This window comes from Herminiimonas sp. KBW02 (assembly GCF_003852535.1).
Lineage (GTDB): Bacteria > Pseudomonadota > Gammaproteobacteria > Burkholderiales > Burkholderiaceae_D > Oxalicibacterium.
Genome location: NZ_QAJP01000011.1, coordinates 55468 through 70464, shown reverse-complemented (window position 1 = coordinate 70464; position 14997 = coordinate 55468). Strand labels below are relative to the sequence as shown.

Below are 14997 nucleotides of genomic sequence, written 5' to 3'. Positions count from 1 at the left end.
CCATCGTCGCCGATGGCCGGACGCGTAGTTTAAGTTCTCAAGTAAGAAAGCACAGACGCATGGACAAGGTATCTCATCTGCACGGTCTCTATCTCGTTACTCCGGATTGGGACGACACCCGCAAGTTGCTGGAAATCACCGAGCTGGCGCTGAAAGGCGGCGTCAGCCTGCTGCAATATCGTCACAAGACCGCAGATGCCGCCTTGCGCCAGGAACAGGCAGAATGCCTGCAAGCGCTGTGCCGCAGCTACCAGGTACCGTTCATCATTAACGATCACATTGATCTGTGTCTGAGCATCAATGCCGACGGCATGCACGTCGGTGGCACCGATAAATCGGTGGCTGAAGTGCGTGCGATTATCGGCCCGGACAAAATCCTCGGTTCGTCCTGCTACGGCGATCTGGCGCTGGCGCATGCAGCGCAGGCGGCGGGTGCCAGCTATGTGGCCTTCGGTGGCTTCTATCCATCCAAGGTGAAGAAGTATCCGGTCACCACTGCACCTACCATCGTCAGCGACTGGAAAGCACAGGGTAAAGTGCCGAGCTGCGTCATCGGCGGCATGACCCGCGACAACTCGGCACCACTGGTGGCCAACGGTGCCGATATGGTGGCAGCGATCAGCAGCGTCTACCTGGCGGGTGATCCGCAAGCGGCAGCGCGTGCTTTCGTCAATTTGTTCCCGGCCTGATCTGGCACATCCTGTTTGTTGCTGACCGATCCGGTCGGCAACAAATATCGTTTTCCCTGCATTAATTCACTCACTATCGGCTGCCATCGCGCAAGAGACGCGTAATCAGCGGCATGTCGCCTGCTGTCGCGGCTATAATCGATAGATGCAAAATCTTCTTCACAATCTCAATCCCGAACAACTCGCTGCAGTCACCTTACCCGCGCAACCAGCGCTGATCCTGGCAGGTGCCGGCTCCGGTAAAACCCGTGTACTGACGACGCGCATAGCCTGGCTGATCCAGACCGGACAAGTGTCGCCTGCGGGCATACTCGCGGTGACCTTTACCAACAAGGCCGCGAAGGAAATGATGACGCGCCTGTCGGCGATGATGCCGATCAATACACGCGGCATGTGGATAGGAACGTTCCACGGATTGTGTAATCGCCTGCTGCGCGCGCATTACCGCGACGCGGCCTTGCCACAGACTTTCCAGATCCTCGACTCGCAGGATCAGTTATCGATGATCAAGCGTTTGCTCAAGGCCAACAACATCGATGACGAAAAGTATCCGCCGCGCAATCTGATGTACTTCATCAACGGTGCCAAAGACCAGGGTTTGCGTGCGAATGCGGTAGAAGCGTTTGATGATTACAACCGCAAGATGGTCGAGTTGTACGACCTCTACGACCAGCAATGCCAGCGTGAAGGCGTGGTCGATTTTGCCGAGCTGTTGTTGCGCACCTATGAATTACTGAGCCGCAACCAGCCGCTGCGCGAACACTATCAATCGCGTTTCCGTCACATCCTGGTCGACGAATTCCAGGATACCAATGACTTGCAATACAACTGGCTGAAGCTGATGGCTGGTACGCAAGGTGCTGTGTTTGCAGTCGGCGACGATGATCAAAGTATTTATGCATTCCGTGGTGCCAATGTCGGCAACATGAGTGCCTTCGAGCGTGAATTCAAAGTCGAGAATCTGATCAAGCTGGAACAGAACTATCGCTCGCATGGTCACATCCTCGATACAGCAAATACGCTGATTGCGAACAACAGCAAACGTCTCGGCAAGAATCTGCATACCGACGCCGGTCACGGTGAACTGGTGCGCATCTATGAAGCGACCAGCGATTTGCAGGAAGCACAGTGGATAATCGAAGAAACCAAGAGCCTGATCGCAGAAGGTGCGGCGCGTAGCGAGATTGCTGTGCTGTATCGCTCGAATGCACAATCACGTGTGATCGAACATGCCTTGTTCTCTTCCGGTATTCCGTATCGCGTGTATGGCGGCCAGCGCTTCTTTGAACGCGCCGAGGTCAAGCATGCGATCGCTTATCTGCAGTTGATGGACAACCCGCATAACGATTCTGCCTTCTTGCGCGTGGTGAATTTCCCGACGCGCGGCATAGGTGCCCGTTCACTTGAACAATTGCAGGATGCGGCCAAACAATACGGTATCTCGCTGTATGCGGCCGTGCCGTATGTCACTGGCAAGGCCGGTTCGGCGCTGGGTGCTTTCATCAAACTGATAGAAGCGACCCGTTTCGAAACACAGAACTTGCCGTTGCCGGAAATGGTGCAGATCGTGATTGAAGCCAGTGGTTTGATCACGCATTACCAGAATGAAAAAGAAGGCGCAGATCGGATAGAGAATCTGGAGCAAGTGGTCAGCGCGGCGACCTTGTTTGTATCGGAAGAGGGCTTCGGCGTCGATGCACCTGCTCTGCTCGGACCGTCCAGTCAGCAAATGGCGGGACCTGCCATCGTCACGCAGGATGGTGTCGAAGTGCTGGATGCAGATGCACCGTTGCCGGTTGTGATGTCGCCGTTGTCAGCCTTCCTGTCGCATGCGTCGCTGGAAGCGGGCGACAACCAGGCGCAGGCCGGGCAGGATGCCTTGCAGTTGATGACCGTGCACTCGGCCAAAGGACTGGAGTTCGATGCGGTATTTATTACCGGCCTCGAAGAGGGTTTGTTCCCGCACGAAAATTCGCAGAAAGAAGAAGGCGGCGTGGAAGAAGAGCGACGCCTGATGTATGTCGCGATTACCCGTGCCAAACGCCGTCTCTACATCAGCTTCTCGCAGACGCGCATGTTGCACGGCCAGATGCGCTTTAACCTGAAGTCGCGCTTCTTTGAAGAGATGCCGGAAGATTCATTGAAGTGGCTGTCACCCAAAGTGCAGCAGCATCACTGGACTGCGCAGCCGAAAGCGGCGTGGGAAGACGCACTCGGTGCCGGTACCAATCAGATCGCGCAAAATATCACGAAGAAAGATATAGGCTGGCGCATAGGTGAATCTGTCGCACATGCTAAGTTTGGCGAAGGTGTTATCGTCAATATCGAAGGCAGCGGTGGCAATGCACGTGCGCACATCAACTTTGGCCGACATGGCATGAAGTTACTGGATTTGAGTGTCGCCAAGCTCGAGAAGGTGTGAGTGGCTAAGAAGGGCGGCAAGCGCAGTGATTTGCGCTTGCCGTTGATTGTCAGAACGACAGATTTTCCGGCGGTTCACCGAAGAGGTGGGTGTAAGTCGGGAAAAACGAGCAATACATAATCACGGTCAGTACCAGCGACAGCGGCAGCAGGATGAAGATGGACGCGGAAGCCGAGTTCAGCAGGATACCCAGTATCGAGCTCACCACGACCGGGAAAATCATCCCTATGCTGACCCAGGCCAGACCGTAAATCAGGAAGGCCTTGCCAGCACGGCGTACCGCAAAGAAGCTATAAAAAATCGCCTTGCCCACGCCCATTCCTTGCCATGCGATCAGCGGTGCCGCGTACCAGAATGCCATCGCCGCAGGAATATATACCAGCGCTGCAAAGAACATCGCCAACGTCATGCTGGAGCCGCGTACGGTGTCTGCATCCAGCACGATCTGACCAGTAATCGCCTGCCAGAAGATGCCGCCGTCGATCAGGCTGGAAGCGCCGATCGCGACAATGGCCGCCACCAGATACAAGGTCCCCAGTTTGATCAGCGTGCGTTTGGCGGGTGAGCGAAAGCCGACCAGCAGCAGGTTCGGATACACCCGTTTGCCGGCTTTGACGTAAGCGCATGCGTGCATGAAGGTCATCGCAAACAGCGGCACCAGGATCAGCGGCAGCAATTGCCCGATCACAGGAATGATACCCACGCCCAGCATCAGGAACATATAGGCGAAGAAGAGTGTCGATAATTCAGCCGGTTGTTTGCGGAAGATGGCAAAGCCTTCCTTGACCCAAATCCAACCGGTTATTGCAGGCAGTTTTTCCATCATCCAGCCGAAGTAAAAAGAGGGGGAGTCGCTTGTTCGATGCGCAAACGCAAGATACGTTCAAAATGCCCCGGGTCATGCGGCGTCAGCATTTCTGCATCACGCGGCATGTGGAAATCATATAAGCGTGACAGCCAGAAGCGCAAGGCACCGGCGCGCAGCATAGGCTGCCAGGCTAGCTGTTCCGCTGCTGTGAACGGGCGCACGTGGTGGTAAGCGTCCAGCATCGCACGTACGCGTTCCTGATCCAGCACGCCGGTCTCTACATTGATACACCAGTCGTTGACCGTCACGGCAACATCGAACAGCCAGGTATCGCAACCGGCGAAATAGAAATCAAAGAAGCCGGTCAGGTGATCGCCGTTGAACATCACATTGTTGCGGAACAGGTCGGCGTGGATAGGACCGTTCTGTAATTGGCGATAAGTATCCGACTCGGCAAACGCGTTCTGGAATGCCATTTCTTCTGTCAGCAGCTGTTTATTGCTATCGGACAGGTAAGGCATAACCAGTGGTGCAGTTTCATTGCGCCAGGCCAGGCCACGCAGGTTTGGCTGACGGATAGCAAAGTTTTCTGCCGCGATATGCATGCGCGCCAGCATCGCGCCGACAGCGGCACAATGTACGGCTTGCGGATCCATTTGCGAGCTGCCTTCCAGTTTGCTGACTATCGAAGCCGGTTTGCCGTGCAAGGCATTGATCAGCTCACCCTTGTGATTGGCAATAGGCGCAGGCACCAGCACACCGCGCTCGGCCAGATGACGCATCAGGTTCAGGTAGAACGGCAACTGTTCGAAGCTCAGGTTCTCGAATATGGTCAATACATATTCGCCGAACTCGGTCGTGATGAAGAAATTGGTGTTTTCTATGCCGGATGGAATGCCCTTGATCGCGAGCGCTTTGCCCAGATCGAATTGGGTGATCCATAGTGAGAGGTCATCCAGAGTGACCGGGGTAAATACTGCCATGAGGAAATATAAAAGAAGTACGTGTCATCAAAAAACAAAAAATAACGCACCGGGGTGCGTTATTGGGGGACGCTTGCGCTAACTGAGTAGTTTATTTGCCAGCTGGTGCCAGGGTTTGTACTGGTTCAGGTGCTGGCTGGCTTTTCGGTGGGCCGAATTCGCCGATCTGAAATTGCACCGGACGCGAGCTGTCGCTTTGGCCATCGCCGCGCATTGCGCTGCCGGCCGGATCGTTAGGATGCGCGTAATACGTGGTGCGACCGGTTTGTACTTTCACTTCCGTGACGCGACCCTGGGATTTCTTCTCAGTGATTTTCTTTTGCGTATCAGGCTGGCGTATGGTCACTTCCGGTGCTGCGCCTTCTTCCAGGCGTTGCATTTGCGGTGGTGGCGGAGCGGTGTCGTTGCCTGGTGCATTTTGTGCGTTTACAACCATAGGCGTAGCGAAGACCGCCGCGGTAATCGTGATGAGGGACCAGATTTTGGATGTGCGCATGATGTATGTATGAGCCCGTCGTTAAAAAGTGCGTAGTTAAAAGTGATTTAGTAATGGTTCATTGTAACAAACAGGGCTGGGACTGCTGAAAATAGTTCATTTTGTGTGGAAACGTTCCATAAACACAATTTGCCGCCGCAGGACGCAGAATTTGCCCGGCCAAACTCTGCCATAATCGTAGCCGTTTGCCATCAGACACTAGCTGTGTGGCCCGCTTTATCCGGCAGCCTGATTGCTGTCCCTGTTTTCCTGACTGAATTCCTATGAATAAAACCCTGTTGTTAGTTGATGGTTCCAGCTATTTGTACCGCGCTTTCCACGCGATGCCGGATTTGCGCGGCCCGAACGGTGCGCCGACCGGAGCCATCTACGGCATGATTAATATGCTGCGCCGCCTGCGCAAGGACTATCCGGACGCCGAATACATGGCCTGCGTGTTCGATGCCAAGGGTAAAACCTTCCGCGATGATTTATATGCCGAGTACAAGGCGCAGCGTGCGTCCATGCCGGATGACCTGGTCAAGCAGATCGAGCCTATCCATGAAGCAGTGCGCGCGATGGGCTGGCCCATCCTGATGGTGGAAGGCATAGAAGCGGACGATGTGATCGGTACGCTGGCGGTGGAAGCGGTCAAGCATGGCATGAACACGGTGATCTCGACCGGTGACAAGGATCTGGCACAGCTGGTGAATGATCGCGTCATGCTGATCAACACCATGAGCAATGAAAAGCTGGATCGCGATGGTGTGATTGCCAAATTCGGCGTGCCGCCGGAACGCATCATTGATTACCTGACGCTGATAGGCGACACCGTGGATAACGTGCCGGGCGTCGATAAAGTCGGGCCGAAAACAGCAGTCAAATGGTTGACACAATACGGCACACTGGATGGCATCGTTGAGCATGCCGCAGACATCAAGGGCGCGGTCGGTGACAACCTGCGCCGCGCACTCGACTGGCTGCCACAAGCGAAAACCCTGATCACGGTCAAAACAGATTGCGACTTGTCCGGTCATATGGAAGGCATCGTCGAATCGCTGACACAGCGCCCGGAAGATAAGGATGCAATGGTCGACTTCTTCACGCGCAATGGTTTCAAAACCTGGTTGCGCGAGCTGACCGACAAGCCGGAAGCAAGTGAAGCCAGCGCAGTTGCAACGGGCATTGATAGTGCACCACAAGGTGCTTTGTTTGCCGACGATGCGCCGGAAGTCGAAAAGCATTACGAAACCATCTTGACCGAAGCCGATCTCGAACGCTGGCTGCAAAAAATCGATGCGGCCACATTGACGTCGATTGATACCGAAACTACTTCGCTGATCCCGATGCAGGCGCAACTGGTCGGCATCTCTTTATGCTGTGAACCTGGCGGCGCTGCCTACATACCGGTTGCGCATCATTACCAGGACGCGCCGCAGCAGTTATCGCGTGAATACGTGCTGGGAAAAATGAAGGCATGGCTGGAAGATGCAGGCAAAGCCAAGGTTGGGCAAAATCTCAAATACGATAGTCACATTTTTGCAAATCATGGCGTGACTTTGCGCGGCATCGTGCACGACACCTTGCTGGAATCCTATGTATTCGAATCGCACCGCAGTCACGATATGGATAGCCTGGCCTTGCGTCATCTGAATCGCAAGACCATCAGCTTCCAGGATGTGTGTGGCAAGGGGGCGTCGCAGATCGGTTTCGATCAGGTTGAAATCAGCCGTGCGACGGAATATGCGGCGGAAGATGCGGACATCACCCTGCAACTGCATCAGCGCATGTGGCCGCAGGTAGCAGAAGATAAAGGCCTGACTTTCGTCTATGAAAACATCGAGTTGCCGACCGCTGTGGTATTGCAAAAGATAGAGCGCAACGGCGTGTTGATCGACCCTGATTTGCTGGCCAGGCAATCGAACCAGCTGGGCAAGCGCATGCTGGAGATAGAACAGAATGCGTATGAACTGGCAGGCCAGCCATTCAACCTGAATTCGCCGAAACAGTTAGGTGAAATTTTCTTTGAAAAACTGAAGCTGCCGGTCGTCAAAAAGACGCCATCAGGCTCGCCGTCCACCGATGAAGAAGTGCTGCAGAAACTGGCAGAAGATTATCCGCTGCCGAAAGTGCTGCTGGAATATCGCAGCTTGTCCAAGCTGAAATCGACCTACACCGACAAGCTGCCGAAGATGATAGATCCGACCACCGGCCGCGTGCATACCAACTATGCGCAAGCAGTCGCAGTGACCGGTCGCCTCGCATCCAACGATCCTAACTTGCAAAACATCCCTATCCGCAATGCCGAAGGTCGTCGCATACGCGAAGCCTTTGTCGCAGCGCAGGGCAATGTGATTGTCTCTGCCGATTACTCGCAAATCGAGCTGCGCATCATGGCGCATATTTCGGGTGATGAAAATATGTTGCAAGCGTTCGCTGATGGCGAGGATATCCATAGGGCGACCGCTGCCGAAATTTTCGGTATAGAACGCGCTGCGGTTGATAGCGAACAGCGTCGTTATGCGAAGGTGATTAACTTTGGCCTGATCTATGGCATGAGTGCCTTCGGCCTGGCAGGTAACCTCGGCATAGAACGCGCGGCGGCACAAAGCTATATCGAGAAATACTTCTATCGTTTCTCCGGCGTGAAACGCTATATGGATGAGACGCGCCTGGAAGCGAAAGCGCGTGGTTATGTGCAGACTGTGTTTGGTCGCCGCTTATGGCTGCCGGAAATCAATTCGCCGAACGGCCCGCGTCGCCAGGGCGCGGAGCGTGCCGCGATCAATGCACCTATGCAAGGCACGGCCGCTGACCTGATCAAGCTGGCGATGATCGCGGTACAAGGCTGGCTGGAAACAGAAAAACTGCAATCCAAAATGATCATGCAAGTGCACGATGAATTGGTGCTGGAAGTAGCGGAAACCGAGTTGGCGCTGGTTCGTGAGAAACTGCCGGAGCTGATGCGCAATGTCGCGCAGCTGAAAGTGCCGCTGATCGCTGAAGTCGGCGTCGGCAAGAACTGGGACGAAGCGCACTAAAAGCACGTTAAAGCCATCGCACCACCGCTGTACGGATTTCGCCGTTTGCTGTCGGTATGCAGGGCAGCAAGTATTTTTTCAATTGAGATGCAATCACTATCTACTGGAGGATGGGAATGGATAATTTGAAAGAGGACTTCGCTAGCCTGGTCGCAAAAACGCCGATCTCGGATGGCGTCGACAGACGTGGTTTTTTGAAGACGGCTTTGGGTAGTGGTTTTGCCGCAGCGGTATTGCCTATCGCTGCGCACAGCGCAGTGGCTACCGATAGCAAAGGTTTGACGGTAGGTGAAGTCACCATCAACGTAAATGGTCAGGCGGTACCGGTGTATCGCGCGCAACCAGCCGGCAAAACCAATCTGCCAGTGGTGCTGGTGATCTCCGAAATCTTTGGTGTGCATGAATACATCGCCGATGTCGCGCGTCGTTTCGCCAAGCTCGGTTACCTGGCGCTGGCGCCGGAATTGTTTGTGCGCCAGGGTGACCCTGGTTCATATGGCACCATCGCTGAACTGCAAAAAGAAATTATCTCTAAAGTGCCGGATGCACAGGTGATGACCGATCTGGATGCAGTCGTGGCCTGGGCCAGGGCGAACGGTGGTAATACCGACAAGCTCGGCATTACCGGCTTTTGCTGGGGCGGTCGCGTGACCTGGTTGTACTCGGCGCATAATCCCAAGGTCAAGGCAGGTGTGGCCTGGTATGGTCGCCTGGTCGGCAATAACAATGAATTGACGCCGAAGAATCCGGTCGACATCGCTGGCAAGCTGAAAACTCCGGTGCTGGGTTTGTATGGCGCGCAGGATGGCGGCATCCCGGTGACGACGGTAGTGCAGATGCAGGATGCCTTGTCCAAGGGCGGCAGCAAGTCAGAATTTGTCCTGTTCAAAAATTCCGGCCATGCGTTCCACGCCGACTATCGCGCCAGTTATGTAGAGGCAGATGCGAAAGAAGGCTGGCAACGCTGCTTAGACTGGTTTAAAGCCCACGGCGTGAGCTAAACGCCGCGCGCTACACATGTGGCAGGGACGCGACGCTGTGGTGTATCCACAGCGTCGCGTTTTTATTTGCTGAAATAGCCGGGATATGTTTTAATTTGCAACCTTGTTGCATTAAGCCCGGAGCCAAAAATTAATTCCACGCTCGTTTCCATCCTGTTGACCACCGCCATTTCGGGCGTCTTCAGCATTTCTGCCGCGGCTTTGTTCTCTTTTTCGCTGCTGTCCAAGCTGGTCGACCGCATGGTCAGCCTGTCGGTCGGTATCCTGCTGGCGACCTCGCTGTTGCATGCCTTGCCGGAAGCGTTTGAGTCAGGTGCTGATACGCATGCATTGTTTGCGCTGCTGCTGGCTGGCTTGCTGGGCTTCTTCCTGCTGGAAAAATTTGCGATCCTGCGTCATTCGCATCATCACGAAGACGACGGTCATGGTCATGAGCATGGACATGATGCGAAAGAGGCGGGTGCTGCCGGCTGGATGATCCTGGTCGGCGACAGCCTGCACAATTTCACCGACGGTATCCTGATTGCCGCGGCTTTCCTGGCTGATCCGCACCTTGGTATCCTGACCGGTCTGGCCATCATTGCGCATGAAATTCCGCAGGAAATCGGCGACTTCATTGTCTTGCTGAATGCCGGTTTCAGCCGCAAACGCGCTTATGCTTACAACATCATTTCGGGTTTGACGGCAGTGGTCGGCGGCCTGGTTGGTTACTTCATGCTGGATCGTTCGCAGGAATGGATACCGTATGTACTGGTGTTCGCTTCATCCGGCTTTATCTATATTGCCGTCAGCGACCTGATGCCACAGATGCAGCGTCGTGCATCGATGCGCGAAACGATACCGCAAATCGTGTTGATCGGACTTGGCGTCGCTATCGTCTTATTCCTGACCGGACATGCGCACGCTCATTGAGTGTAGCCGTGCGCATTCGTCTCAAATAAGTCCCTCATCAGCCCGGTGCGCCTCAGGCAACCGGACGTGCCGGATCGGCACACCATTCACTCCATGAGCCCGGATACAGGGCTGCACCTTGCAGGCCTGCGATCTCCAGTGCCAGCAGGTTATGGCAGGCGGTCACGCCGGAGCCGCATTGCATGACGGCTTGCGCGGGATCGGCCAATACGGCACTGAACTCCTGACGCAATTGTTCAGGCGATTTGAAATTGCCATCGACTTGCAGGTTTTCTTTGAAGAAGCGATTCTTTGCCTCGGGTATATGTCCACCGACCGGATCTATCGTTTCATTCTCACCGCGGAAGCGATCCGCTGCGCGTGCATCGACCACGATCAATTTTTCATTCGACAGATTCGCCAGCAAGTCATTTGCGCTGACGGTCGTGACCAGGCTGGAGCGTTCAGTCAGTGTGCCCAGCACGCGTGGCGACTCTTCCGTCGAGAGCCACATGCCGCTGGCCAGCCACGCAGGTAAACCGCCATCCAGTACCGCAACGGCTTCATGTCCGACCCAGCGCAGCATCCACCACAGGCGTGCGGCAAACATGCCGCCTTGCGCATCGTAGACGACGACTTGCGTATTGTTGTTGATGCCCCAGCGTTGCAGGGTAGCGATGAAGGCGGCGCGATCTGGCAACGGATGACGACCACGGAAGCTGCCGTCAGCAGCTACTTTTTCGCCCGCCAGGTCTTTATCCAGATGAGCGAATTGCGCATTCGGCAAATGGCCTTCGGCATAAGCGCGTGCGCCTGCTTCCGGATTCGCCAGATCGTGGCGGGTATCGAGGATGACCCAGCCGGGTTCAAAGATGTGTTTGGATAAATCAGCTGCTGAGATGAGGGTGCTATAGGTCATGTCTTTTCCTGTCGCTGCTGTGCTGGTTTAGAGTTCAGTCGAAATCGGATCGGCTGGCGTCACGGCTTTTACGGTTGCTGAATTACGAATATTGTAGAACGTGGCGACGATGCCGCTGACCAATATGATCGCGATCCCGAGCCAGCTGAAAAAGCCGAGGATATCACTCCAGATCAATACACCCCAGATGCTGGAAAACACGATGCCGGTGTATTGCAGGTTGGCGGTCACCAATGTGTTGCCGAGCCGGTAAGCACGCGTCATCGCCATCTGTGCAATCGCGGCGAACACACCTATGCTCAATAACAGAAAAATCCCATACGTCGAGTGTGAGCGTAACAGGCTAATCGATTCGCCGTGCAAGCCCGGGCCGAACAGGCAGCCGCCCAGACCTGCGATGAAGCCGGTGGCGGAGAAATAAAATACAACACGTGATTCCGGTTCACCCAACTGACCAAGATGGCGTACCTGCAGATAGGCGAGTGCCGACAGTGCACCGGAACAGACGCCGAGGAAGCCGCCCAGCCATTGATCTGCGTGTATCGATGGACGCAGCAGCAAGGTGACGCCGACGAAGCTGGCCGTAATCGCCAGTACCAGGCCCCATTCAAAGCGTCGTTTGCCAGCGCGCCACGCGGCCACAAACAGAATGCCCGAGATCCAGATCGGCGCCATGTAATTGAGCGTCATCGCGGTTGCCAATGGCAGCAGACCGATTGCGCAAAACCAGAGCCAGAGTGCCGTCACGCCGACTACGCAACGCCACAAGTGTTGCCAGATCAGATGGGTGCGCAGGCTGCCGCCTTGCTGCAGGATCAGGATATAAATAAAGATCACGCCTATGAAGCCGCGATACATGATGATTTCCGCGACCGAGTAGGTTTCGGAGGCGAGCTTGACGCACACGCCCATGATGGAAAACATCAGCGTTGCGACAAGCATCCAGAGTGATTGCATGAGAGGTGAAGAGAGTTACTGCGGGTTGATGCTGCAGGATACGACTAAACTGCGCAATTAAACGGAATGACTAAAACTGCATGCCGGGACCATGGTTGCGTAGTCCCGGCTGGTGATACTTATTAAACGTCCAGCTGGCGGCGATACCATTCATGGAAGTGCTGCATGCCATCTTCCATCGGTGACTGGTAAGGGCCGACTTCATTTTCGCCGCGATCGAGCAGGATCTTGCGGCCGGCATCCATGCGCAGGGCGATTTCATCGTCCTCTACACAGGTTTCCATATAAGCCGCACGTTCCGCTGCGACGAACTCGCGTTCAAACAAAACGATTTCTTCCGGATAGTAGAACTCGACCACGTTACGCGTTTTCTGCGGACCGTTCGGCCAGACCGTGGATACCACCAATACATGCGGGTACCACTCGACCATGATGTTCGGATACAGGGTCAGCCAGATCGCGCCATAAGGTGGTGCTTCACCATTGCGGAATTGCAGGATTTGTTCCTGCCATTTTTGATACTTTTCCGAGCCGGATTTGGCCAGCGCATGATGCACGCCCACGGTTTGCACGCTGTACTCGTCACCGAATTCCCATTTCAGGTCATCGCAGCTGACAAAGCTGCCGAGGCCAGGGTGGAAGGGTTCGACGTGGTAATCCTCCAGATAGACTTCAATGAAAGTCTTCCAGTTGTAATCGCACTCGTGTACTTCGACGTGATCCAGCATATAGCCGCTGAAATCCAGATCCTTGGTAACGCCGAGCTTGCTCAGGATTTTGGCGACGTTGACGCCGTTTTGTTCAAACAGCAAACCGTTCCAGCTTTGCAACTGCGTGTTGGACAGGTTCAGGCAGGGCGTTTCGCCGAAATGCGGCGCGCCTATCAATTCACCCTTGAGGTCATAGGTCCAGCGATGCAGCGGACAGACGATGTTTTTCGCATGGCCGCGACCATTGAACATTTTCGCCTGGCGATGACGGCAGACGTTAGAAAGCAACTCTATTCCCTGCTGACTGCGGACCAGCATGCGGCCTTCGTTTTCCCACGCGAGCGTGGCAAAGTCACCGACATTCGGCACCATCAGTTCATGCCCTGCGTAACGCGGGCCTGCACGGAACAACTGCTGGATTTCCTGCTTCAACAGTGCTTCGTCGAAATAGACGTTGACCGGAAGCTGCGCGTTAGAACGCGCGAGTTTGGCGAGATTAGCCAGATCGGACATCCCCACCCCCAAATTAATTTGCACCCCCTGTAATCCCTGTAGGGAGGGAGCATCCGCTTGCAGGCGGACGCTGTTACGCAGACGATGAGCATGCTCATCGCATTACCTGCTGCACCCTAAGAGGAAAGAATCCGCAAAAACCTAAATCAAACGAGATAAACAGGCAATTTTGGACAGAACCGAGGATTATACCCCAGACTTTTATGTGCCGACGAGCGGGCAGAGCCAAGTGTCATGCCATGATTCCAATTGTTGGCAAAAGGGAATATTTCTTTGTCATTCGTGGTTGCGGATGGCGAAAACCGCTGGTCTAAGCCCTATATGCCCGTTTTCTGCCCAAAAAAGCAGATTTTCCGTATGGGAAACCGACGGATATGCTGCGTTTATCCACCGTACAGAGTGGTTTGCTCTAAAATAACGGGCTAAACCTTTTTCCTGCTCTTATGTCAAAAAAATCTACCTCTGCCGCTTTGCCTTCGTCGTTCGAAGAAGCGATGGCAGAACTCGAAGAACTGGTCGCACGCATGGAAGCGGGCGAGTTGCCGCTGGAAGCATCGGTTGCGGCCTATAAGCGCGGCTCCGAGCTGGTCAAGTATTGTGCCGCGCAACTCGAAAAAGTCGATAGTCAGGTCAAGGTACTGGAAGGCGATATGCTCAAACCGTTCAACGCAGATCGTGCGATCGAGGCGGATGAATGACGACTATGCAATCGTTTGATGTCTGGATGAAATCCACACAGGCCGAAATGGAAGTAGCACTGTTGCAGCATTTGCCGCCGGCGACTGTCACGCCTGCACGTCTGCACGAAGCCATGCATTACGCCGTGCTGGATGGTGGCAAGCGTGTACGCCCGTTGCTGGTGTATGCCGCTGGCGCGTTGTTCGATGCGGATGCTGCAGAACTGGCGCGTGCCGCCGCCGCAGTTGAAATGATCCACGCGTATTCGCTGGTGCATGACGACATGCCATGCATGGATGATGATGCCTTGCGTCGTGGCAAGCCGACCGTGCATGTGAAGTATGACGAAGCATGCGCGTTGCTGGTCGGTGATGCACTGCAGTCACAGGCTTTTGAAGTATTGGCCGATGGTAGCCTCGATCCGGTACGACAACTGGCGATGGTACGCCTGCTGGCAAAAGCATCCGGTTCGCTCGGCATGTGCGGTGGACAGGCGATTGACCTGGCCAGCGTGGGTCTGAGCCTGTCCTTGCAGGAACTGGAACAGATGCATCGTTTGAAAACCGGTGCGCTGTTGCGTGTTTCGGTTTTGCTGGGCGCACTCGCCGGCAAGGCTTTGAGCGCAGAAGAAACACAGGCGCTGGATAGCTATGCGGCCGCCATCGGTCTCGCATTCCAGGTCGTCGATGACGTGCTGGATGCGACGGCAGATTCCGCTACGCTGGGTAAAACCGCAGGCAAGGATGCGGCAGACAACAAGCCGACCTATGTATCAATACTGGGTCTGGCGCAATCGCAGGTCCTGGCAGAAAAATTGCGCAACGATGCCCATCGTGCGCTGGAGCAGTTTGGAGAAAAAGCACGACGCTTGCGAGAACTCGCAGATCTGATCGTGCAGCGGAAGGCTTAG

Annotated in this window: 13 protein-coding genes; 7 read left to right on the top strand and 6 right to left on the bottom strand. The window is 54.9% G+C overall.

Features of this window, described 5'->3' with window-relative positions:
• Positions 1-59 precede the first annotated feature (59 nt).
• Both thiE and DBR37_RS16955 read left to right on the top strand, forming a co-directional pair.
• Positions 60-689: a thiamine phosphate synthase gene (gene thiE / locus DBR37_RS16960; protein ID WP_124575655.1), complete on the top strand. Its 630-nt coding sequence runs from the start codon at positions 60-62 to the stop codon at positions 687-689.
• A 145-nt stretch (positions 690-834) separates the two neighbouring features.
• Positions 835-3111, top strand: a complete 2277-nt coding sequence (locus DBR37_RS16955; RefSeq protein ID WP_124575654.1) for a UvrD-helicase domain-containing protein — start codon at positions 835-837, stop codon at positions 3109-3111.
• Between the two features lie 49 nt (positions 3112-3160).
• Here DBR37_RS16955 and DBR37_RS16950 read toward each other — a convergent pair whose 3' ends face one another.
• The 3 genes from DBR37_RS16950 to DBR37_RS16940 all read right to left on the bottom strand — a co-directional run bounded on the left by DBR37_RS16950 (position 3161) and on the right by DBR37_RS16940 (position 5398).
• Positions 3161-3934, bottom strand: coding sequence for a BPSS1780 family membrane protein (locus DBR37_RS16950; protein ID WP_124575653.1), 774 nt, complete (start codon positions 3932-3934; stop codon positions 3161-3163).
• Positions 3934-4902 (bottom strand): homoserine kinase, encoded by a 969-nt coding sequence (locus tag DBR37_RS16945; protein WP_124575652.1) that lies wholly within the window; start codon positions 4900-4902, stop codon positions 3934-3936. Before DBR37_RS16945 ends, DBR37_RS16950 begins: the two co-directional genes overlap by 1 nt.
• Before the next feature lie 91 nt (positions 4903-4993).
• Positions 4994-5398 carry a DUF2782 domain-containing protein gene (locus DBR37_RS16940; protein ID WP_124575651.1) on the bottom strand — a complete coding sequence of 135 codons (405 nt, stop codon included), beginning with the start codon at positions 5396-5398 and terminating at the stop codon, positions 4994-4996.
• Positions 5399-5661: 263 nt separating this feature from the next.
• Between DBR37_RS16940 and polA the strand changes: the two genes are divergently transcribed.
• The 3 genes from polA (at position 5662) to DBR37_RS16925 (ending at position 10331) form a co-directional block, all read left to right on the top strand.
• Positions 5662-8418 (top strand): DNA polymerase I, encoded by a 2757-nt coding sequence (gene polA, locus DBR37_RS16935; RefSeq protein WP_124575650.1) that lies wholly within the window; start codon positions 5662-5664, stop codon positions 8416-8418.
• A gap of 116 nt (positions 8419-8534) precedes the next feature.
• Positions 8535-9419 (top strand): dienelactone hydrolase family protein, encoded by an 885-nt coding sequence (locus DBR37_RS16930; RefSeq protein WP_124575649.1) that lies wholly within the window; start codon positions 8535-8537, stop codon positions 9417-9419.
• 153 nt (positions 9420-9572) lie between these two features.
• On the top strand, positions 9573-10331 hold the full coding sequence (locus tag DBR37_RS16925; protein ID WP_124575648.1) for a ZIP family metal transporter: 759 nt from the start codon (positions 9573-9575) through the stop codon (positions 10329-10331).
• 52 nt (positions 10332-10383) lie between these two features.
• On the opposite strand, the gene DBR37_RS16920 is transcribed toward DBR37_RS16925, so the two are convergent.
• The 3 genes from DBR37_RS16920 to DBR37_RS16910 form a co-directional block, all read right to left on the bottom strand.
• On the bottom strand, positions 10384-11229 hold the full coding sequence (locus DBR37_RS16920; protein ID WP_124575647.1) for a sulfurtransferase: 846 nt from the start codon (positions 11227-11229) through the stop codon (positions 10384-10386).
• A gap of 27 nt (positions 11230-11256) precedes the next feature.
• Complete coding sequence (locus DBR37_RS16915; protein WP_124575646.1) at positions 11257-12186, bottom strand: DMT family transporter; 930 nt, start codon at positions 12184-12186, stop codon at positions 11257-11259.
• A 122-nt stretch (positions 12187-12308) separates the two neighbouring features.
• A complete protein-coding gene (locus DBR37_RS16910; RefSeq protein ID WP_124575645.1) occupies positions 12309-13409 on the bottom strand; it encodes an aromatic ring-hydroxylating dioxygenase subunit alpha in 1101 nt (366 codons plus the stop codon).
• A 443-nt stretch (positions 13410-13852) separates the two neighbouring features.
• On the opposite strand from DBR37_RS16910, the gene DBR37_RS16905 reads away from it, so the two are divergent.
• Positions 13853-14107, top strand: a complete 255-nt coding sequence (locus tag DBR37_RS16905) for an exodeoxyribonuclease VII small subunit (protein ID WP_124575644.1) — start codon at positions 13853-13855, stop codon at positions 14105-14107.
• A gap of 5 nt (positions 14108-14112) precedes the next feature.
• Positions 14113-14997, top strand: a complete 885-nt coding sequence (locus DBR37_RS16900; RefSeq protein WP_124575661.1) for a polyprenyl synthetase family protein — start codon at positions 14113-14115, stop codon at positions 14995-14997.

Bases quoted from the DNA above. Each gene is read 5' to 3' on its own strand.
- DBR37_RS16910 (WP_124575645.1), bottom strand. From the start codon at position 13,409: ATGTCCGATCTGGCTAATCTCGCCAAACTCGCGCGTTCTAACGCGCAG.
- DBR37_RS16900 (WP_124575661.1), top strand. From the start codon at position 14,113: ATGCAATCGTTTGATGTCTGGATGAAATCCACACAGGCCGAAATGGAA.
- DBR37_RS16955 (WP_124575654.1), top strand. From the start codon at position 835: ATGCAAAATCTTCTTCACAATCTCAATCCCGAACAACTCGCTGCAGTC.
- thiE (WP_124575655.1), top strand. From the start codon at position 60: ATGGACAAGGTATCTCATCTGCACGGTCTCTATCTCGTTACTCCGGAT.
- DBR37_RS16930 (WP_124575649.1), top strand. From the start codon at position 8,535: ATGGATAATTTGAAAGAGGACTTCGCTAGCCTGGTCGCAAAAACGCCG.
- DBR37_RS16905 (WP_124575644.1), top strand. From the start codon at position 13,853: ATGTCAAAAAAATCTACCTCTGCCGCTTTGCCTTCGTCGTTCGAAGAA.
- DBR37_RS16915 (WP_124575646.1), bottom strand. From the start codon at position 12,186: ATGCAATCACTCTGGATGCTTGTCGCAACGCTGATGTTTTCCATCATG.
- DBR37_RS16940 (WP_124575651.1), bottom strand. From the start codon at position 5,398: ATGCGCACATCCAAAATCTGGTCCCTCATCACGATTACCGCGGCGGTC.
- DBR37_RS16945 (WP_124575652.1), bottom strand. From the start codon at position 4,902: ATGGCAGTATTTACCCCGGTCACTCTGGATGACCTCTCACTATGGATC.
- polA (WP_124575650.1), top strand. From the start codon at position 5,662: ATGAATAAAACCCTGTTGTTAGTTGATGGTTCCAGCTATTTGTACCGC.
- DBR37_RS16920 (WP_124575647.1), bottom strand. From the start codon at position 11,229: ATGACCTATAGCACCCTCATCTCAGCAGCTGATTTATCCAAACACATC.
- DBR37_RS16950 (WP_124575653.1), bottom strand. From the start codon at position 3,934: ATGGAAAAACTGCCTGCAATAACCGGTTGGATTTGGGTCAAGGAAGGC.